The sequence below is a fragment of the Stenotrophomonas sp. PS02298 genome (assembly GCF_029959445.1).
Lineage (GTDB): Bacteria > Pseudomonadota > Gammaproteobacteria > Xanthomonadales > Xanthomonadaceae > Stenotrophomonas.
The window spans coordinates 1-18416 of the sequence record NZ_JASCOR010000052.1 but is presented as its reverse complement, the minus strand read 5'-3'; the positions used below and the strand labels follow the sequence as shown (position 1 = coordinate 18416).

The following is an 18416-nucleotide window of genomic DNA, read 5'->3' as shown; positions in this document are numbered from 1 at the left end:
GCCGCGCCCTGGGCGCGGCAAGGCGGTCAACGCGCGGGAGATGCCGGCAACGGCATCTCCCGCACTGCCATCAAAAGCTGGTCGGTACGCAGCCCCAATGCACCGGCCAATCTGGTAACCGAGGACGTATTGATGAAAGCCAACACCCTTGTTCCGACTGGCCTGGGCCTGCTGCTGGCCGCACTTGTTGCCGGCTGTGATCGCAGCCCCGCACCGCCGCAGGCTGCAGCCGAAGCCCCCGCAATTGCAGCGTCTGCTACCGATGCTACTGATGCGAGCGTGTTGCCGGCCGGCTGGAAGCGTGTGGCCGGGCAGGATGTGCCGCAAGTCGCTGCAGCAGCACCGCAGCTGCCGGCCAAGCTGCGCTCGGACGATGGCGTGGACGTTGAAGTGAGCGACATCAGTCGCATCGTCGCTGGTGGCGATGATGTGATCGCGGTGATTGAATCGCTGGGTCTGGCCGACAAGGTCTATGCCGCGCCGGAGCGCTCGGCAACGGCCGCAGGCCGGGCTGCCCCCAAGCATTTCCTGTTCAACCGCACCACCGGCGTGGAAGGCGTGCTGAGCCTGGACGGAACCCTGTTCCTCGGCAACAGCCTGCGCCGCCACGCGGTGCTGGCCGAGCGTCTGCGCGCGACCGGTCATGCCGCGGTGGTGATCGACGACCTGCAGCCGCCGGCGGACAAGGTGCGCAAGGTGGCTGCTGCGCTTGGTCTGTCTGCACAGGGCGAGGAGTTGGCTGGCAAGGTGCAGGCACAGCTCGATCAGGCCGCAGCCATCGCCAAGGACAACGCGAAGCGCCCACGGGTGATCGCGTTGTCGGCCAGCGGTGCCGGTGGCCTGCCGACCGTGGCCGGCGCCGACAGCGCCGCCAACCAGCTGATCACCATCGCTGGTGGCATCAACATCGGTGAAGAAGCCGGTGTGGCCAACTACTCCCAGCTCAGCAATGAAGGCGTTGTCGCGGCAGCGCCAGACGTGATCCTGGTAACCGACAACGATCTGCGCCTGTTCGGCGGTGAAGCCGGCCTGTGGAAGGCCTATCCGACCCTGAAGCACACGCCCGCTGGCGCGGCCAACCGTGTCTGGGTGATGCCTGATGTCGAACTCAAATCCACCAGCGTGGGTTCCGGCGCCGGTGCGCTGGCCTTGGCGCAGGCCCTGGCGGAATTGGCGCGCGGATGATGTCGGCGCAGGTCCGGCGGCCGAACGGCGCGCTGCTGCTATGTCTGCTGCTGGCAGTGCTGCTGGGCGCGGTGCTGTTGTCGTTCGGCACCGGTCCGCTGAAGCTGCCTGCAGCCGACGTGCTGCGGGCGATGGCGGCGCAGTTTGGCTTGGCGGATCCGCAGTCGATCAGTGCCCGCGACATGGGCGTGGTCTGGCAGCTGCGCATTCCACGCGCGCTGTTGGGCGCGTTGGTTGGTGCGTCGCTGGCAATGACCGGCGTCGCGCTGCAAGGCCTGTTTGGCAACCCGCTTGCGGATCCCGGCATCGTCGGTGTCAGCCAGGGCGCGGCGCTGGGTGCGGTGGCGGCCATCGTGCTTGGCGCGGGTGCATTCGCTGTGTGGTTGATTCCACTGGCGGCATTCGCGGGTGGTGCTGGCGCGACGACCTTGATCTATCTGTTGGCGCGGCCGGGGCGCGGTGAAGGCACCGCGACCCTGCTGCTGGTCGGTATCGCGATTGGTGCGGGCTGCTCGGCGGCGGTCGGCTTCCTGACCTACATCGCCAGCGAGAGCGAGCTGCAGTCGCTGGTGTTCTGGCAGATGGGCTCGTTGGCGCAGGCCAGTTGGAGCGACGTGGCCGCGGTCACGCCGGTATTCGTGATCGGCCTGTTGGCCCTGCTGCGGCTGGCCACGCCCTTGGACATGCTCGCGCTCGGTGAGCGCCAGGCACGCCACATCGGCCTGGATGTCGCGCGCACGCGCTTGTTGCTGGTGGCGTTCAGTGCGCTGCTGGTCGGGGCAGCGGTGGCGTTTGCCGGCAGCGTCAGTTTCGTCGGCCTGGTGGTGCCGCATCTGGTGCGGATGCTGGTTGGCCCCGGGCATCGCTGGTTGCTGCCTTTGTCGGGTGTGATCGGCGCACTGTTGATCGTGGTGGCCGATACCGCTGCGCGCACGCTTGATCCACCGTCGGAAATCCCGCTCGGCCTGTTCTCCGCGGCGCTGGGCGCGCCGTTCTTCCTGTGGCTGGTGCTGCGCAAGCGCGGGGGAAGCGCATGAGCACGCCATTGCTGGAATTACGCGGGGTCAGCGTGCTGCGTGGCAGTCGCCAGGTGTTGGCGGGTGTTGATCTGGCGTTGCAGGCCGGCACGCTGACCGCATTGGTTGGCCCCAATGGCGCAGGCAAGTCGACCTTGTTGGCCGTGCTTGCCGGTGATGCCGAGCCGGATGCCGGGAAGGCAATGCTGCATGGCCGCGCACTGGCCGATTGGCCGGTGCGCGAGCTTGCCTTGCAGCGGGCAGTGATGGCGCAGGATCATGCCGTGCACTTTGCCTTCAGCGTGCGCGAGGTGGTGGCGATGGGGCGTTTGCCGCATCCGCCACAACCACGACAGGATGCGGAGATCGTCGAGGCTGCGTTGGCAGAAGTCGATGTCGCTGCCTTGGCTGGGCGCGATGTGCAGACGCTGTCCGGTGGCGAAGCCGCACGCACCTCGCTTGCCCGTGCCTTGGCGCAACAGACGCCGGTGCTGCTGCTGGATGAACCCACCGCCGCGCTCGATCTTCGCCATCAGGAGCGCACTCTGCGCAGCGCCCGCGAGCTCGCAGCGCAAGGCCGCTGCGTGGTGGTGGTATTGCACGACCTCAACCTGGCATCGACCTATGCCGACCGCATCGTGATGCTGTGCGATGGACGCATTGCTGCTGATGGCTCGCCGCGTGAGGTGTTGACCCGCGGCACCATCGGAAAGGTCTACGGCCAGCCAGTGCAGGTGATTGAGCACCCAACCCGCAGCGTACCGCTGGTGGTTGCCTGCGACGATTGAGTATCCGGCGGCGCGTGGGCGAAGTCATGCTGTTCGCACACATCGCTTCGCGCATTGGCAGGATGACTACTTCGGCGTTGCCGCCAGCGCCCGATAGTCGCGCGGAGTCATTCCCGCGGCGTGCCTGAACTGTCGCGCAAATGCACTCTGATCGTAGAATCCGCAGGCCTAGCCAACACTGGCGATGCTGGTGTCGGTGAACAGCATGTGGGTAGCCGCATCGATGCGGAACTTGGTCTGAAACTGCTGGGGTGGCGAGGTCCATTTAAAAAATTCTCAGACCCTTAGTACTTCAATGAAGCAGGATCCTCTTGCTTCGCGCTGGCCAAAAAAACTAGCGCAATTGCATTGAGTGCCAAGTATGAAAGATAAGTCTGAATTCATTTATTGCGTCTTCATCGTCGCAGCCGCGATTCTGTCGGCTGTAGCCCGTTGTTCGTTCACCCGCCCCGACCAGTTCGGTCGCGATTCCTACGACTAAACCAACTATCCAGATAGACCCGCAAGGCCCGGCATTGTCCGGGCCTTGTGCGTTATGCCGTCCATGAAAGGAGATCGAGATGCATCACGTTGAAACCATGGCTTATGCCGGCCAAGTTCCTTGGCATGGCATCGGAAGCCAGTTGGCTCCTGGCCAGTCCGTTGAAGTATGGCGCGAACGCGCTGGCATGAACTGGTCCTTGGAGGAGGCTGAAGTGCGATTCGCCGCCGAGGCCGAAGATCAGTATCCCGTTCGGGCGTTCCCCGGGCAGAAGGTGCTTTATCGCTCTGACACCAAGCGACCGTTGGCTGTGGTGTCCACGCGCTATCAAGTCGTCCAGCCGCGGGAGATCCTGGAGTTCTACCGCGACCTGACGCGGTACAGCGGCTTTGAGCTGGAGACGGCAGGCGTGCTTCGTGGAGGGCGGAAGTTCTGGGCATTGGCCCGTACTGGGCAGGGTGTGGCCCTGAAGGGCCAGGATCAGGTCAATGGCTACCTTCTGCTGGCTACGGCCTGTGATGGAACCTTGGCTACCACCGCCAAGTTCACCTCAGTCCGTGTGGTTTGCAACAACACGCTGCAGATCGCTGTTGGGGATCGAACCGGAGCCATCAAGGTTCCGCACCGCAGTGCCTTCGATGCTGACAGGGTCAAAAGTCAGTTAGGTATTGCTGTTGAGGGTTGGCACGGCTTCGTGGAGCGGATGCGCATCCTCTGTGAGACACCAGTGGACCTTGATTCGGTTGATGGGGTGCTGCGGAATTTGCTCACGTATCCACCGGCTCAGAATGGAAAAGTAATCGTGAACGAGCAGGCCGTAGCCAAGGTGCGGGCGCTGTATGAAGGGCAGGGGAGGGGGGCTAGCTTGAAAACCAGCAAAGGCACGGCGTTTGGCTTGCTCAACAGCATCACCGAGTTCGTGGACCACCATCGCCGGGCGCAGAGTACGGAGAACCGCTTGGATGCAGCCTGGTTCGGCCAAGGGGCATTGCTGAAGCAGAAGGCTTGGAAGGAACTGCTAGGAGAAGCCGTATGAACATCTCGTTGCAGAAGCAACGCCTGGAAGAGCTACCTGGCGGTTTGAACGAACGTGACAGCTCTGTCCTCTCCCAAGCATTGGAAATCCTAGAGAGCAGAGCAATGGTCAGTGGCCTCCTATTGGGAGATCCTGATGTTGCAGGCAGGTTCTTCCGCCTGCGTCTAGGGCATGAGATCCGCGAGCACTTCGAGGTGGCGTTCCTCGATGCCCGTAACCGCCTGATCGCCGTAGAGCGATTGTTCTCAGGTTCCATAGATGGTGCTGAGATCCATCCGCGGATTGTCGTTCAACGTGCCTTGGCCCTGAACGCGGCAGCGGTCCTGCTGGCTCACAACCACCCGAGCGGGCATTGCGAGCCGTCAGAAGCGGATCGAGCCATCACCAGGCGATTGAAGGAAGTACTGGCGATGGTGGAGGTGAGGGTCGTCGACCACCTTGTGGTGTCGGCAAGCCAAGGAACCTCGATGGCTCAGCTCGGCCAGATCTAAGGTCCGGATACCTAGGAGAACAGCATGAAGGAAACGGAGACGTCCTGGTCAATGACCAGGGCAGCGCTGGCTCGTGCCAAAGCAGCTGATCTGGACCGACAGGCTCGGGAGGTTGAGCGCTCAGCTGCCGATGGAAACTGGCGCATGAAGGCTCGGGCTAGAGAGGCGGCCAGCCGGCTTAGATTGCGAGCTGGGAGGTACCTGGTGGAGGCTCAAGGTCACGAAGAACAGGATCTCCCACTCTTCCCCTAGCCCGCAGGAGGGGACTTGCCTTCTGCGTAGCCCTTGATCAAGTTCAGAACGGCTTGTTGTCTTGATGCTGGAAGACGCGCGACCAGAAGGATGACTTCTGCCAAGACGTCAGATGTGGCGTGGAAGTAAGCAACAGGAACGCCGAGCGCCTTGGCCAATGCTTCAGCGGTTTCGGGATCAGGATCTCGTAACCCCAACTCGTAGCGCGAGATACGTGGTGCGGCGCTATTGGAATCTTCCAAGCCCAAGACGGCCCCCAAGTCAGCTTGACTCAACCCAGCTTCCAGTCGGGCCGCGCGTAGGCGACGACCAAAGACGGATTTTGGAATGGACGGAGCAGGCATGGAAACGGCACGAAGCAAGCGGTGTCCAAGTCTGCCTGTTTCATCATTGCATCACATTTGCCATTATGGCAAATAGTGGTAACAGTGGTAACAGTGGTCTTGTCCAACTGATCCCGTAACAACCAATCAGACCTTTCAAGAGGCGCGTGCGCCTAAGGATTGACAGATATCCAAATGTCACAAGAGGACTACTACATGTCACAAGAGCACTACTACGAAGTCCTCGGGGTACGCCCCGAGGCATCGCTCTTGGAAATAGAGCTTGCCTACAAGGGCAGGCGGAGCCAGTACCACCCTGATCGGTACGTTGCAGGTGACGCGTCGTCCGTGGCATGGGCAACGGCCAAGATGCAGGCCGTCAACAAGGCGTATGCGGTCCTCAAGGACCCGGACCAACGCGAGCGCTTCGACCGTACCCAAGCGTCGGCCGGGCCCGCTGATCCAAGTCCCCGGACGGAGCGAGCCAGGGTCCCAGAGCCTCCGCCGCTTAGCTCACTTCGAGAGGCACTGGAAGGGCTCGAGTTTAGTAACGAGCCCTTCGAGCGTGTGTTCGTGGCTCCCCACATCCCCAGGAAGAAGCTCTTAGGGGCTCTGGACAGCTATGGGGAAGGACTGCGGACCCAAGACGTTGTCGTGCTCATCGACGACACGGTATTCGGCGGTGCCAGGGAAGGCGTGCTGATCACCGAGGCCCAGATCCGGGCCAAGGCCAAGTTCGAAGCGGTGGATACCCGCCTGCTGGGATGCCTAACCCAGATCACCGCCCACGGCGCCCACGTACGGATCCAGGGCGAGCCGTTCATCAGCTTGAGCATCCCCAACCCAGATGACCTGCGACTGCTTTTCGAGGCGGTCAGTGAGCATCTGAAACAAACGCACTAACTCCAACCAACGAGGAAACACATGAGGTACTTGATAGGCGTGTACGGCGTGACCGTACTCATCACAGCGATCTGCTTCGATATCTGGGGGCGCTATGCGTACAAGGGTTTCTTCTACAACCTGGGCCAAGCCCTGGTGTGGCCAGCAGTGATGTTCCCGTCGATCGGCAAGCTGATCAGTGGCGTGATCTGGGGCCTCGTGATCATCGCCGTACTGGCGCTCGTAAGGAGGCGGTAAGCATGCTGATCAGAATCTCTCTGCTAGCAATGCTTCTGGTGTCACTCGGTGGCTGCAAGAGCGATCTAGACAAAGTCCGGGGCGAGTTCATTGATAGCTGCATGAGCAGTGGTGCCCCGAAAGCCCAGTGTTCCTGCGCTATAGACAAGCTACAAGAGCATTACGGCGAAAAGGGATTGGTCGCCATAGACAAGCGTGGCTATCCACCAATGGGCTTTGCCGAGCAAGTACAAGTAGCTGCTGGTCAGTGCCGGTGAGCCTAGCTGCGGGTCAAGCGCAGGGTGGTCCCTAGTCCCGACAATAACCCGCTGAGCTAATGAACTTTCAGAGTCAATTCAACGATGCGTGTAGATGCCCCGGCGCATTCAACGCTAAATCAACCAATGCCCTTAGGGGTTCCGAAGGACTATCAATGAAGATCAAAGGATTGCTTGCCGCTGCAGTATTCTCAGCCGTAGCACTGTCGGCTTGCACCAAAGCAGAGACGCTTTCGCGCGAAGGTGATATCAACCTGGCGGGGTGCAAGGTACCCGCAGGGCTGACAGCGGAACAGGTTCAGGCGGTGAGTTGTACACCTGTCTCTGCGACCGCTCCCGTAGAAGCTCCCGTGGCGTCAGAGGCAGAGAATGAGGTTGTAATCAATGAGGCACTTGCTCCGCAGGCAGCGATGAACGGGCACGATGAAGAGAATATTGGTGCGCGTAAGATCGTGAAGGGTGATCTGAACGGTGATGGTGTCGAGGACCGCGCTGTGCTCTTCGTACTGGAGGGAGGAGGCGGAAGCAATGCCTATTCCACTCATCTGGCTGCATTCCTTAGTGAGAGCGGAAAGTTGAAGTTCATCTATTCCACGCCGGTGTCGGGCTACGGAGAGGAGGTGCAGGGCATATCCTACGGCGATGGAATGGTGAAAATGAAGAAGCTAGGGCAGGGGGAAGGCGATGCCATGTGTTGCCCGACGGCTGAGTACGAAGTGGACTACCTGCTCAAAGATGGGAAGTGGCTGGAGATCTATCCGGAAGATGATGGCACAATAGAGTCACTTTGACTGCGTAACATCATGCTTGCTGTGAATTTCCACGCAAACATGCATAAGGTATGAAAGATGCCGGATAGATGTGGGTAGCCAGCCAATCCTTCTTCAGGTGCCTGTCATGCAAGAGCAGAAGGAGACAGATCTGTCGGCGGCATCGATCATGCACCTTCAGCAGCACCTTGGGTTCCCTTTGTAGAACGCCCGCCAACGCGGGCGTTTTTTTTTGGCGCCGCCGGCGTGGCTGCGCTCACTGCAGCAGATCAAGCGAACTGGCCATCCAAACCTATCTCAGGGAACCAACTTGAGGGGCGCGCGGAACTAACTTGTACCTGCTGCCGGGCCTTATCGTACTTCATGCACTTGAAGTACGTGACCTGCAGCTGAGCTTCGTCGTAGCGTATGGGCTCTCTTCTCGCAGGACAAAAAAAATGGAATCGGTAGTCGCACCCCGGCTCATTCGACGACAAGAACTGGAGTATCGGACCGGTTTTCGCAGGTCCACCATCTATGCGGCCATCAAGTCTGGAGGGAAGCGCTTTGATCCTGATTTCCCTCAGCCGGTCAGGACTGGGAAAGGGACGGTGGCATGGCTGGAAGAAGAAGTTGATGCCTGGATTAAGGCTCGCGTGGACGAACGCAATAGCATTTCTCGTTAGTTGTAAGCACTAACTTCACGGCGCTAAAGAAAGGCTAAGTGTTGGTTAAAAGGTGGTATGGGTCATTTTTAATGAGTGTTGTTGTCATTCTTGGCTGGGTGAGATCCGGAATATATATCTTGATTTGATTTGATATATTGATTTGATCTTTGATCTGATCTCTTTTCTGTTTGACTTTGGATGGTTGTGTTTATTTCTGACTATTGTACGGCTGCAATGCGGCTTGCTTCTTCTGGCCAAAAGAGAGTTTTAGTGCTTTGTGTGGTTTGGGAAATTATGGTGATTGAATGATGTTTGGGTTGGGTTATGTGGTGGATCAGCTAAGGGGACCTTGATTTAGTGATGTTTGACTCTGATGACGACTTTGTTGCCCGGTGGCGTGATAGGGCGCTAGATGTAAATGACGGCGCGATATATATAGGACCGTCGTTTGAATATCCCCGAGATATTTCAAAAATCGATCGCGCAATGCGTGCGATTGCCAACGCAAGGTGGAGCGCGAATACGGATGTGACTCGCCCGGAAACCTGTCATAAAAGTGTTAATTCCGCTGTCAGGGCGATACGGTCTTGCACGAACATTGATTGTCAAGGAATTCGAGATTTTTATGCAGGGCACAAGCTGAGCCCCTATTTCGAGATTTGGGTAGAGGAGAGGACTGGCTTTCAAACCATGGTAATTACCGAAAGAAGTTGGAATTCCATCGGTATAAATGAATGGTTCTTGAGAATACGTAAGTTGGTAAAGGGTTCTGATTTTACGAAGGCACTTTCTAACCATGAGCGCGGTGCCAGAAAGAACGCTCTTTCACTCACGGAATATATCGATGGGCTCTACGGGCTTTATGCGAGGTTGTGTGTGGTCAGGTTGGATCTTTCTTACAGTCGTGCTCATCGGGATAGCGTAGGTCCTCTAAATCCCAGTCGCGTAAAGGAAGATCTGACTAGCTTTCTACGTTCCGCGAAGTCGGAATTTCCTGCGCTGGTTGGTTATATTTGGAAGCTGGAATACGGGCAGAGTAAGTCCTACCATATTCATTTCATGGCTTTTTTTGACGGGCATAAGGTTTGTAAGGATGTTGTCGTTGGAAATGTGCTTGGCGATCTGTGGCGTGATTTTGTAACCGGTGGTGATGGGGGATACTGGAACTGCAATGCGAAGAAAACCTACTACGAGCGGATATATGGAGTGGGGGTAGGAATGATCGCGCACGATAATATCGAGAGGCGAGCCTCTCTGTTGCGGTCTGCTATGTATTTGGCAAAGGTCGACTATTATGTAAGGCTTAACGAAAAGGGGGTCGGTCGTATATTTGGGAAAGGTCAACTGCCTGAGCGGCGAGCGAACAAAGTGGGGCGAAAGCGTAAGGCGGGCCCATGCGACGGCTTTTAGGTGCAGTTTCAGGTGCGCATTCTTCGCGTGTTTAACGGTCTCGCCACAATCCTGATGAATTCGGATTTTATAGTTGCGTCCTGGTTGGTCCAGCGTCTCAGCAGCTGCGTAGGGTTCGTACTTTTTCCTGCTTTGCTTTTTCCAAGTTGCGCTGGTCGATCGAAGGATTCTTGATATGATTCTTCGGAGGATAGGCCTAGTCGTCTAACCCATTCCCTATCGTCTATTTGTTCTTCGGGTGCGGGTTCAGTCATTATTGGGAGCAGGACGTGCCAAACGTCCTGCTTCGTCTGATGCGAATTGTCTTCCATTTTATTTAGTTCTTCGATGATCCGTTCTTTCAGGCGTGCGGTCTTGGCGGCTGCGTGTCGTCCACCTCTAGCCGATCGCTCTTTCTTCGTTTCATGCCCGCTAGACATACCCAGATAGTAATTGCATCTGGTCAGAGCAGCCCAAGCTCGCTCGTGGTCAGGTAGTTCATATGCTCGGATGGCTTCGAACCAGAGCGCGATCGCTGCTCGTATCAATACGTAAACTTCAGGCAGATAGCCCTTGGTTTTTAAGAACTCGAAGTCGTCGTCCAGTCGGGTGGCTGTATCGGGGTCATCGATTATCCAGCGTAGATAGCTTCCCACTCACTTTCGAAAGTTACGTCCTTGTTAAGTAACGGTACGCGTACTTTATAGATTATCTGAATCTGCTCCTTTGCATGTGTTAGGCATGCATCAAGCGTGGGTGTCTTTTCAGTGGTTCGGAACGTTCCGTGTTCGTGCATTTTGTTGCTGCCGGTAGTTGCTATGGGCCAAATGGCAATTGAAGGGGTGTTACTGGTAGGATTTTTTTGTCGCAAGCCGCAAAGCGATGATGACAAGAGTTGGAGTTCGGAATTCTAATGGACAGCTGATCGGCAGTGGCTGGGTCGGCGTTGTCGTTGTCGCGTCAAGCTTTGCCAGGGGCGGCTTTGACCGTTGAATCAACGCTCGGGGGGACGTCGGATCACCAGCAAGGCCCGGCAAGCCTACAAATTCATCGATGCGCATCGGGACGAGTTCAGTATCCAGATGATGTGTCGTCTGCTTGGGGTTGCTCGAGCCGGTTACTACGCATAGCGTGAACATCCGATTTCCGATCGAGCTCAAGAAGATGCGCGGTTGCTTCGCTTGATACGTGTGAACGGATTACGCGCGCTGTATGGCTATCTCATATGGCACATCCCCGCTTCAAAGCCATATGTCTTGATCCCTAATTTGCTCCAGCGTCAGTTCAGCGTATCGCGCCCAAACGAGTAAGGGTTGACGGATATCACTTACATCCGCGCGTGGCAGAGTTGGCTGTACCTTGCGGTTGTTTTGCTATTTTCTCAGGCAGGTTTGTTGGTTGGGCTGTCAGACCAACGGTTCACTGAGAACTTGTTCTGGATGCCGTGATGAAAGTCGTGCGCAGCTGACGTCCTCGCAAAACCCTGGTCCACTCAGATCAAGGCTCGCAGTACGGAAGTGATTCATGGCGGCGTTTCTGCACAGACAACTACCTTGAGCCAAGCATGAGCAGACGTGCCAACTGCTGAGACAACGCGGTCGCTGAGTCCTTCTTCGGCAGTTTGAAAAAGGAACGGATAAAAAACGCATCTACGCGAATCGTGACTTGGCGACCTCGGACATATCCGACTCCATCGATGGGATTTACAACCCCTAGACGCCGCCACAGCCATCTGGGCGGGGCAGTCCTGACGAGTTCGAGGCGGCGCATCGCCACCCTCGGTCAGTTGTCCACTAAACCCTGGGAACTCCACTACACAGTAGTCCGCACACGCTCATACCAAGCAGACATCGGTGCGTAGAGGTACTGCTGCTGCAGTCACGGTCGCCGGTTTCTGAGTCTCGCTGCTTCCGTTTTTTGGAGTATGTCTCCGAGCGCCCGAAGCCCGATTGAGTGCCAAGTCAAAACGAGGGTCGACATGCAGCTGTCGACCCTCTTGTTTCCGTTTACGCCTTCCATGGCGTTGTGGCTTAGTTTGCCTTGCTGTTGTAACGCAGGGTTAGCTGGTACTCGCGGCCCGGCTGGTTGTACCAGGCAACGGTTTCGTACTCGCGGTCGAACACATTGGCGGCCTTGGCCTGCAGGCTCCATGCGTCGTTGATGGCGTATTCAACGCGCACATCCATAGTGCCGTAGCCGGCCAGACGCACGCTGTTGGCGGCGTTGTCGAAGCGGTGGCCGCTGCCTGCAGCGGTCACGCCCAGACGCAGCGGGCCGAAGCTCTTGTCCACGTCCAGACGACCGCTGGTACGCGCGCGGCGGGCCAGCAGATTGTCGTAGGTGGCAGCGCCGGAGGTGTGGTCGCGCGGGTCGGTGAAGCTGGCCTGGGCGTTGATGTCGAAGCCGGCCAGCGACAGGTAGCCGGTCAGCTCGGCGCCGCGGATGCGGGCCTCGGCGACGTTGACCAGGTCGAAGTTGCTGTCATAGCCGATCAGCTGGTCGACGCGGGTTTCGTAGGCGTTGAAGGTCCAGTTCCAGTTGTCGGCGTACTGCGCGATGCCGAGGTTCAGGCTCTTGGATTCTTCCGGCTTCAGGTTCGGGTTGCTGAAGCCCGGGTAGTACAGGTCGTTGAAGGTCGGTGCCTTGAAGCCGGTGCCGGCGCTGGCGGTCAGGCGGAAGCCATTGCCGAAGGCAAAGCCGTAGCCCAGGCTGCCGGTGGTGTGGTTGCCGAACTGCTCGTTGTCGTCGTTGCGCACGCTGGCCTGCAGCGAGTGCGCGCCGAACTGGCCCTGGTACTCGGCAAACACGCCAAGGTTGTCGCGCTGGTCGATGTCGAAGGCGGTGGAGCTGGTGACCTTGTCGTTCTGCCAATCAGCGCCAGCGGTGATCTGCTGGCCTTCGGCGAAGCTGAAGTCGCCCTGCACACTGGCGGTGTCGCGGCGGGTATCGAAGGCGCTGGCGAAGCTGCGGGTGCCAGTGCTGGCATCCGCAAAGTAGTTGTCGGCCTGGTCGCGGTTGCGGCCAACCTGTGCGCTCAGGCGGAAGCGCTCGGATGCAGCCCAGGCGAGCTTGGCACCGTAGACCTGCTGGCGGTTGTCGGCTTCGTTGCCGCCGAAGATGCTGCCGTCGTATTCGTTGAAGCTGTCGGCGTTGAGCACATGGCCTTCCAGGCTCAGCGTGTCGGTCAGGGCATAGCCACCGCGCACGTTGATGGAGGTGTTGCGGTAGCCATCGCGGTCCGGCTCATCGGCGAAGCAGCCAGCGCCCCAGCCAGCGGCGGTGCCGCGGCAGGCGTTGATGCCGTCGGTCTTCTGGTAGCCGCCCTGGGCCGAGATCCAGCCGCGCTCACCGCGGTTGCTGAAGCCGGCGCTGACCTGGCGCAGGTTGTTGCTGCCGGCGGTGATCGCCAGGTTCTGCTGCAGGCCCTGGCCAGCGTTGCGGGTGAAGATCTGGATCACGCCGCCGATGGCCTCGGAGCCGTACAGGCTCGAACGCGGGCCCCGCACGATTTCAATGCGCTCGATCTGGTCAACCGGCAGGTCCTGCAGGGCGGCCATGCCGCTGGTGGCCGAGGCCACGCGCACGCCGTCCACAAGCACCAGCACCTGGTTGGAGTTGCTGCCGCGCAGGAACAGCGAGGTGATCTTGCCGTTGCCGCCCTGGTTGGCGAAGTCCAGGCCCGCGCGGCCGCGCAGCAGGTCCTGCAGCGAGTTGGCCTGGCTGTGGTCGATCTGCGCACGGTCGATGACCTGCACCGGCACCACGCTGTTCTCGATGGAGATCGGGGTACGGGTGGCGGTGACGGTGACGTCGTCCAGTTCGGTTGGTGCGTTCTGCGCGGCAGCAACGCCCGGCAATGCCAGGGCAAGGGCGAGCGAAAGGGTGTGGTAAGACAGTTTCATGGAAGCTCCTGGGCCTGCACGCTCCCGCGCAGGCGGATTGGGGAGGCTGCCAGAAGAGGGAGAAGACGGAGGCGGCGCACACGGCGCTACAGCCGCCGCCATGCCCTCCGCATCGCAACCAGTCGGCTTCCGGGCCGGTCTCCGGACTCGCAGGCGAGGCGGCGTGGGCCGCTTCCGTCCAGACGCCTTCCCGTGCCGTGCACAGTGGCGCCATGTCTGGACTTGTCCTGCTTACCGTTGCGGGGGCAGTGCCGGAATGGCGACATGCTGGAGTTCCAGCAGTGCGCGGCACCGGCTTCCCGTTTCAACCGACCGGCAATGCTGGTCGGTCACCCGAAAGTGCGCGCATTCTATGCCATTGCCGCCAGCGTTGCCGGAATGGGCGGCAACGGCCGGCATGGCGCGGACTCTGTAACCGGGGTTCAAGGTAGCCCGGGTAAGCGCATGCGCACCCGGGAAGTGCAGGGCGCCGCAGGCCTGCAGCGGTGCTGCAATCTCGTTCCCCGGCTGCGCTGCGCTTACCCGGGCTACGTGTTGCATGAGTTCGATTTGATTGGGGGCTGGCGAAACAAGCCCTGCGCAGCACTGTTGCCGAGTGGCTAGAATGCGCGCTGCAAACGCAGTATCGGAAGTGTCGTGACAGAAACATGGTACGGGCAGGCCTGCGGCCAGCCTTCGCAGGAATACCGGCAGCGCGCCCTGCTGCGCCAGCGCCAGCTGACCAAGCCGGAAGGCGCCCTGGGTCGTTTGGAGACATTGGCCGTTGAACTGGCTGCGCTGCAAGGCGTGGATCAGCCGGTGGCGCAGCGTGTGCCGGTGGTGGTGTTCGCAGGCGACCACGGCGTGACCGCGCAGGGCGTGTCGGCTTACCCGGCCGAAGTGACGGTGCAGATGCTGCACAACTTCGCCGGCGGCGGTGCTGCCATTGCGGTGCTGGCGCGCGAACTGGGCCTGCCACTGCACGTATGGGATGTGGGCAGCCGCGCCACCACAGCGATTGCCGGCGTGGTCAGTGCCAAGACCCTGCATGGTACTGCTGACTTCAGCGCAGGCCCGGCGATGTCGGCAGTCGATCTGGACTCTGCCTTCGATGCGGGTCGCCGCGCGGTGGAGGCTGCCTGCGCCGATGGTGCGGATTTGTTGGTGTTCGGCGAGATGGGCATCGGCAACACCACCGCTGCGAGTGCCATCGCTGCCGTACTTGGCCCGTTGCCATTGGACGAGTTGGTTGGCGCCGGTACTGGCCTTGACGCGGTGCGCATGGTTCAGAAGAAGAATCTGATCGCACGCGCGCTGAGCCTGCATGGTGACGCGATCAACACGGCCGAGTCGCCCGCGTACGAAGCATTGCAACGTGTAGGTGGATTGGAGATCGCTGCGATAACTGCGGCGATGATCGCCGCTGCGCAACGGCGCATCCCGGTGCTGGTGGATGGCTTCATCGTCTCTGCGGCAGCGTTGGCGGCAGTCCGCATCAATCCCAGCCTGCGGCCGTGGCTGCTGTTCTCGCACCAGTCGGCCGAGCGTGGTCACATCCGCCTGTTGGAGGCATTGCAGGCGCAGCCACTGCTGTCACTGGACCTGCGCCTTGGCGAAGGCTCCGGTGCCGCGCTCGCGTTGCCGCTGGTACGCATGGCCTGTGCCCTGCACAACAGCATGGCGACGTTCGCCGAGGCAGCTGTTGCCGACCGCGGTGGCGGCCGATGATTCTTGATCTGATGCGGCACGCCTCCACCGGGCGTGCCGGCCACCTGGACGGACGTACCGATCCGCCTTTGATCGAAGGCGCGATGGACACGCTGTACCGCTGCCATGCCGGCATTGGCTGGAGCCGGGTGATCACTTCACCGCGTCGGCGCGCGCTGGATACCGCGCATGCATTGGTGGCTGGCAGCAACCAGTTCTGCGAGATCCATCCGGACTGGGCCGAGCTCGACTTCGGCGATTGGGACGGGCTGCATTTTGACGAAGTTCCTGCCGATCAGCTTGCTGGCTTCTACAGCGAACCGCACGATGTGGTGCCGCCCAACGGCGAGTCCTGGCAGCAGTTCCAGGCGCGTGTGGAAGCGCAGTTGCATCGCTTGGTGGACGAAGACGATGGCGACGGCCAGCCGGTGCTGGTGGTCAGCCATGCCGGCGTGTTGCGGCTGGTGGTGTCGCGCGTCTGTGGGATGAGCCTGTCCTCGCTGTGGGCGATGCGCATCGATTACGGCACCCGTGTGCGCCTGCGCGTGGAGCGTGGCGAAGACGGCCAGTTGTGGGGTGAACTGCTGGAGTTGCGACAACCATGATTGGACGCCGCCTGATCCTTGCCATTCAATTCCTGACCCGGCTGCCGACACCGCAGGTGCGCGACTTCCGCCAGGAGGACCTGAGCAGGTCGGCGGTGTACTACCCCTTGGTTGGCGCCATTATCGGCGTCCTGCTGGCGCTGCCGCTGTATGGCCTGTCGGATCGGCCATGGCTGGCAGGTGCGCTGACCTTGTTGATGTGGGTATGGGTGACAGGCGCGCTGCATCTGGATGGCCTGGGCGACGTTGCCGATGCCTTCGGTGCCGCCCATCGCAATCCGCAGCGCTTCCTGGAAGTGCTCAAGGATCCGCGTATGGGCGTGTTCGGCGTGGTCACGCTGATCATGCAGCTGCTGCTCAAGTTCGTGTTGTTGACCGAGCTCGCGGTGGGCCCGTTGTGGTTCGGCATCGTGCTGGTGCCGGCGTGGGCGCGCTGGGGCACCTTGTGGTGGAGCCAGCGCATACCGTCGCTGCACGCTGATGGTATGGGCGAGCGCTTCTCCTGGCAGCTGCGACCGTCGGCGATGTGGTTGTGGGCAGTGTTGCTTGCCGGGATCAGCGTGGTGTTTGCATGGCCGCTGTTGATGGCATTGCTGCTGGTACCGCTGGTAGCGCTGTGGTGGAAGCGCAAGCTTGGTGGCATCTCCGGCGATGGCCTGGGTGCCAGCGTCGAGGTTGTGGAGACCATGCTGATGCTGGCGCTGGTGATCCTCGCACCGCTAGCCACTGGATTTGCGGGAGTGTTGTAGGAGCGGCGTAAGCCGCGAAGCCACAGCTGCATCCGGAGCCATGTAACTCGAACCACCTGCGCCCATTGCTGTGCGATCTGACAGATAGCCAGCTTCGCGGCTTACGCCGCTCCTACAAAAGCCGTTCGCGGTTCCCACAAAAACGGATGCTCCGCTTCAATCCTCGAAGCGGATCTCGGTGGTCTCTTCTTCGTCGGCTTCGGCCTGCATATGCGTTTCATGCACAGGCCCGGCCTGCTGTCCCGCACGCGTAGTGGGCAGCGCGCCAGCGGCGACTTCGTACTCGGCGACCAGCTGCTGGCGACGCGCCTCGGGTATTTCCTGCCAATGGCAGCCGATCAAGGCGCCTTCAAGCGAATACAGCAGGTTGAGGCTGGGCTTGAAGCCGGCGCGGCGCACCTTCATGAACGCTGCGACCGGGCCGATCGCGCTCAGGTCCTGCTCGCTGCGCAAACCGACCTGACGCAGCCAGGCTGCACTCTTGGGGCCGATGTTGCGCAGCTTGGGGGCGCTCACTGCAGCGCCTCGACAAACACCTGGGCGATGGCTTCCAACCCCAGCTGGTCGTCGGCGTCGAAACGCGCGAGCACCGGGCTGTCGATGTCGAATACGCCAATCAACGTGCCGTTGTGGACCAGGGGCACGACCAGTTCCGAGCGCGAGGCCGAGTCGCAGGCGATGTGGCCGGGGAACGCATCCACATCCTCGATGCGCTGGGTCTGGCGGCTGCTGGCAGCGGCGCCACACACGCCCTTGGACAGCGGAATGCGCACGCAGGCCGGCAAGCCCTGGAACGGGCCAACCACCAGTTCCTTGCCGTCGTAGAAGTAGAAACCCACCCAGTTGAGCTGCGGCAGCGCGTGGTAGACCAGTGCCGACAGATTGGCAGCGTTGGCAATGCGGTCTGCTTCGCCATGGACCAGGGCGCGGGCCTGGGCCAATAGCTGGGCGTATTGTTCCGGCTTGCTGCCGGTGAGGGTGTCGGTGTTGAACATCAGGAGAGTCTAGCCGCTGCGTGGTCGTCGATTTTGCCAGCCGCTGCCGCCGAGCGCAGCCATCGGCAATGGAATGCTGGATCGCAGGCAAAAAAAGACCCGGCAGCGGGAGGGAGCTACCGGGTCTGGGATTGCGCGGGGGAGGGACCGCGCAAATTCTGTTGTCTGGGTATCAGCGCGTCTTGCGCTCGGGTTTGGCAGCGAAAGGCTGGCGAACCAATGCGCCCAATGCCTCGCCGGTCTTCAGGCTGAGCCCGACCACTTCCTGGTTGGCATTGGCCAGTCGTTCCATGTTCTCGCGTGCCAGCTGCATTCCCTTGGGCAGCAGCGCCTGCAGATCCGCCTGCGCGCCGGCCTGGGCCAGTTCGCCGAAGAAGCCAGCCGCGGCCGTGGTGTTGCGCTCGAACGCGCGCAGCTGCACGCCAAACACGCTTTCAGCATTTTCCAAGGCGAGCCGGTTGGCACGGTTGGCAGCAGCGGCGAGCTGCTGGGTGTAGCTGCTGAAATCGTTGAACTGAGCGGACATCAAGGTGATCCGACGGGTCTTGTTGCGTTGCAGCATAACGCGGAATTGGCGCGGTGCAACATAAAATTCTGAACTGTTCAGAACTAACCTCTGTAGAGCCGAGCCATGCTCGGCTGGAGCGTTCCCGGAAAAGCCCCTGCCGAGCAAGGCTCGGCACTACGTTTCCGCCCCCTCCCTT

General features: G+C 60.3%; 19 protein-coding genes, 1 pseudogene and 1 riboswitch. Of the genes and pseudogenes, 14 read left to right on the top strand and 6 right to left on the bottom strand.

Annotated elements, in window-relative coordinates; all coding sequences use genetic code 11:
- Window positions 1-132: 132 nt before the first annotated feature.
- The 3 genes from QMX78_RS09855 to QMX78_RS09845 are packed head-to-tail and all read left to right on the top strand — an operon-like array spanning window position 133 to window position 2989.
- Complete coding sequence (locus QMX78_RS09855) at window positions 133-1185, top strand: ABC transporter substrate-binding protein (protein ID WP_282268935.1); 1053 nt, start codon at window positions 133-135, stop codon at window positions 1183-1185.
- Window positions 1185-2222, top strand: coding sequence for an iron ABC transporter permease (locus tag QMX78_RS09850; RefSeq protein WP_282268933.1), 1038 nt, complete (start codon window positions 1185-1187; stop codon window positions 2220-2222). Before QMX78_RS09855 ends, QMX78_RS09850 begins: the two co-directional genes overlap by 1 nt.
- On the top strand, window positions 2219-2989 hold the full coding sequence (locus QMX78_RS09845; protein WP_282268931.1) for a heme ABC transporter ATP-binding protein: 771 nt from the start codon (window positions 2219-2221) through the stop codon (window positions 2987-2989). The genes QMX78_RS09850 and QMX78_RS09845 overlap by 4 nt, the downstream gene beginning before the upstream one ends.
- Before the next feature lie 66 nt (window positions 2990-3055).
- On the opposite strand, the pseudogene QMX78_RS21595 reads toward QMX78_RS09845, so the two are convergent.
- A pseudogene (locus QMX78_RS21595) lies at window positions 3056-3146 on the bottom strand (helix-turn-helix transcriptional regulator); the annotation flags it as partial.
- Between the two features lie 403 nt (window positions 3147-3549).
- Here QMX78_RS21595 and QMX78_RS09835 point away from each other — a divergent pair.
- Complete coding sequence (locus QMX78_RS09835) at window positions 3550-4506, top strand: DUF932 domain-containing protein (RefSeq protein ID WP_282268929.1); 957 nt, start codon at window positions 3550-3552, stop codon at window positions 4504-4506.
- On the top strand, window positions 4503-4997 hold the full coding sequence (locus tag QMX78_RS09830; protein ID WP_282268927.1) for a JAB domain-containing protein: 495 nt from the start codon (window positions 4503-4505) through the stop codon (window positions 4995-4997). Before QMX78_RS09835 ends, QMX78_RS09830 begins: the two co-directional genes overlap by 4 nt.
- A 248-nt stretch (window positions 4998-5245) precedes the next feature.
- Here QMX78_RS09830 and QMX78_RS09825 read toward each other — a convergent pair whose 3' ends face one another.
- The gene (locus tag QMX78_RS09825; protein WP_082746590.1) at window positions 5246-5593 is read right to left on the bottom strand and encodes a helix-turn-helix transcriptional regulator; all 348 of its coding nucleotides are present in this window, start codon (window positions 5591-5593) and stop codon (window positions 5246-5248) included.
- A gap of 174 nt (window positions 5594-5767) precedes the next feature.
- On the opposite strand from QMX78_RS09825, the gene QMX78_RS09820 reads away from it, so the two are divergent.
- The 6 genes from QMX78_RS09820 to QMX78_RS09795 all read left to right on the top strand — a co-directional run bounded on the left by QMX78_RS09820 (window position 5768) and on the right by QMX78_RS09795 (window position 9796).
- Window positions 5768-6475 carry a J domain-containing protein gene (locus QMX78_RS09820; RefSeq protein ID WP_282268920.1) on the top strand — a complete coding sequence of 236 codons (708 nt, stop codon included), beginning with the start codon at window positions 5768-5770 and terminating at the stop codon, window positions 6473-6475.
- A 21-nt stretch (window positions 6476-6496) separates the two neighbouring features.
- Window positions 6497-6712, top strand: a complete 216-nt coding sequence (locus QMX78_RS09815) for a hypothetical protein (protein WP_282268918.1) — start codon at window positions 6497-6499, stop codon at window positions 6710-6712.
- Between the two features lie 2 nt (window positions 6713-6714).
- Window positions 6715-6969, top strand: coding sequence for a hypothetical protein (locus QMX78_RS09810; RefSeq protein WP_282268916.1), 255 nt, complete (start codon window positions 6715-6717; stop codon window positions 6967-6969).
- Window positions 6970-7124: 155 nt separating this feature from the next.
- Window positions 7125-7760 (top strand): hypothetical protein, encoded by a 636-nt coding sequence (locus QMX78_RS09805; RefSeq protein ID WP_282268914.1) that lies wholly within the window; start codon window positions 7125-7127, stop codon window positions 7758-7760.
- Window positions 7761-8071: 311 nt separating this feature from the next.
- On the top strand, window positions 8072-8404 hold the full coding sequence (locus QMX78_RS09800; RefSeq protein ID WP_282268912.1) for an AlpA family phage regulatory protein: 333 nt from the start codon (window positions 8072-8074) through the stop codon (window positions 8402-8404).
- A gap of 342 nt (window positions 8405-8746) precedes the next feature.
- A complete protein-coding gene (locus tag QMX78_RS09795; RefSeq protein ID WP_282268910.1) occupies window positions 8747-9796 on the top strand; it encodes an inovirus-type Gp2 protein in 1050 nt (349 codons plus the stop codon).
- A gap of 2009 nt (window positions 9797-11805) precedes the next feature.
- Here QMX78_RS09795 and btuB read toward each other — a convergent pair.
- Window positions 11806-13677 (bottom strand): TonB-dependent vitamin B12 receptor, encoded by a 1872-nt coding sequence (gene btuB / locus QMX78_RS09790; RefSeq protein ID WP_282268908.1) that lies wholly within the window; start codon window positions 13675-13677, stop codon window positions 11806-11808.
- 114 nt (window positions 13678-13791) lie between these two features.
- Window positions 13792-14029, bottom strand: a riboswitch (cobalamin riboswitch).
- Between the two features lie 284 nt (window positions 14030-14313).
- Between btuB and cobT the strand changes: the two genes are divergently transcribed.
- From cobT to cobS, 3 genes are read left to right on the top strand one after another with little or no spacing between them, the layout of a single operon-like run.
- On the top strand, window positions 14314-15384 hold the full coding sequence (cobT, locus tag QMX78_RS09785; RefSeq protein WP_282268906.1) for a nicotinate-nucleotide--dimethylbenzimidazole phosphoribosyltransferase: 1071 nt from the start codon (window positions 14314-14316) through the stop codon (window positions 15382-15384).
- Complete coding sequence (locus QMX78_RS09780) at window positions 15381-15968, top strand: histidine phosphatase family protein (protein WP_282268904.1); 588 nt, start codon at window positions 15381-15383, stop codon at window positions 15966-15968. The genes cobT and QMX78_RS09780 overlap by 4 nt, the downstream gene beginning before the upstream one ends.
- A complete protein-coding gene (gene cobS / locus QMX78_RS09775) occupies window positions 15965-16717 on the top strand; it encodes an adenosylcobinamide-GDP ribazoletransferase (RefSeq protein ID WP_282268902.1) in 753 nt (250 codons plus the stop codon). The genes QMX78_RS09780 and cobS overlap by 4 nt, the downstream gene beginning before the upstream one ends.
- 156 nt (window positions 16718-16873) lie before the next feature.
- Here cobS and QMX78_RS09770 read toward each other — a convergent pair whose 3' ends face one another.
- From QMX78_RS09770 to QMX78_RS09760, 3 genes are all read right to left on the bottom strand, one after another.
- Window positions 16874-17233, bottom strand: a complete 360-nt coding sequence (locus tag QMX78_RS09770; protein ID WP_282268901.1) for a TfoX/Sxy family protein — start codon at window positions 17231-17233, stop codon at window positions 16874-16876.
- Window positions 17230-17712, bottom strand: a complete 483-nt coding sequence (locus QMX78_RS09765) for a GAF domain-containing protein (RefSeq protein ID WP_282268899.1) — start codon at window positions 17710-17712, stop codon at window positions 17230-17232. The genes QMX78_RS09770 and QMX78_RS09765 overlap by 4 nt, the downstream gene beginning before the upstream one ends.
- A 172-nt stretch (window positions 17713-17884) precedes the next feature.
- Window positions 17885-18238: a phasin family protein gene (locus tag QMX78_RS09760; protein WP_282268897.1), complete on the bottom strand. Its 354-nt coding sequence runs from the start codon at window positions 18236-18238 to the stop codon at window positions 17885-17887.
- Window positions 18239-18416 lie beyond the last annotated feature (178 nt).

Coding starts and splice junctions, on each gene's coding strand:
- QMX78_RS09855 (WP_282268935.1), top strand. CDS start 133: ATGAAAGCCAACACCCTTGTTCCGACTGGCCTGGGCCTGCTGCTGGCC.
- QMX78_RS09850 (WP_282268933.1), top strand. CDS start 1,185: ATGTCGGCGCAGGTCCGGCGGCCGAACGGCGCGCTGCTGCTATGTCTG.
- QMX78_RS09845 (WP_282268931.1), top strand. CDS start 2,219: ATGAGCACGCCATTGCTGGAATTACGCGGGGTCAGCGTGCTGCGTGGC.
- QMX78_RS09835 (WP_282268929.1), top strand. CDS start 3,550: ATGCATCACGTTGAAACCATGGCTTATGCCGGCCAAGTTCCTTGGCAT.
- QMX78_RS09830 (WP_282268927.1), top strand. CDS start 4,503: ATGAACATCTCGTTGCAGAAGCAACGCCTGGAAGAGCTACCTGGCGGT.
- QMX78_RS09825 (WP_082746590.1), bottom strand. CDS start 5,593: ATGCCTGCTCCGTCCATTCCAAAATCCGTCTTTGGTCGTCGCCTACGC.
- QMX78_RS09820 (WP_282268920.1), top strand. CDS start 5,768: ATGTCACAAGAGGACTACTACATGTCACAAGAGCACTACTACGAAGTC.
- QMX78_RS09815 (WP_282268918.1), top strand. CDS start 6,497: ATGAGGTACTTGATAGGCGTGTACGGCGTGACCGTACTCATCACAGCG.
- QMX78_RS09810 (WP_282268916.1), top strand. CDS start 6,715: ATGCTGATCAGAATCTCTCTGCTAGCAATGCTTCTGGTGTCACTCGGT.
- QMX78_RS09805 (WP_282268914.1), top strand. CDS start 7,125: ATGAAGATCAAAGGATTGCTTGCCGCTGCAGTATTCTCAGCCGTAGCA.
- QMX78_RS09795 (WP_282268910.1), top strand. CDS start 8,747: ATGTTTGACTCTGATGACGACTTTGTTGCCCGGTGGCGTGATAGGGCG.
- btuB (WP_282268908.1), bottom strand. CDS start 13,677: ATGAAACTGTCTTACCACACCCTTTCGCTCGCCCTTGCCCTGGCATTG.
- QMX78_RS09780 (WP_282268904.1), top strand. CDS start 15,381: ATGATTCTTGATCTGATGCGGCACGCCTCCACCGGGCGTGCCGGCCAC.
- cobS (WP_282268902.1), top strand. CDS start 15,965: ATGATTGGACGCCGCCTGATCCTTGCCATTCAATTCCTGACCCGGCTG.
- QMX78_RS09765 (WP_282268899.1), bottom strand. CDS start 17,712: ATGTTCAACACCGACACCCTCACCGGCAGCAAGCCGGAACAATACGCC.
- QMX78_RS09760 (WP_282268897.1), bottom strand. CDS start 18,238: ATGTCCGCTCAGTTCAACGATTTCAGCAGCTACACCCAGCAGCTCGCC.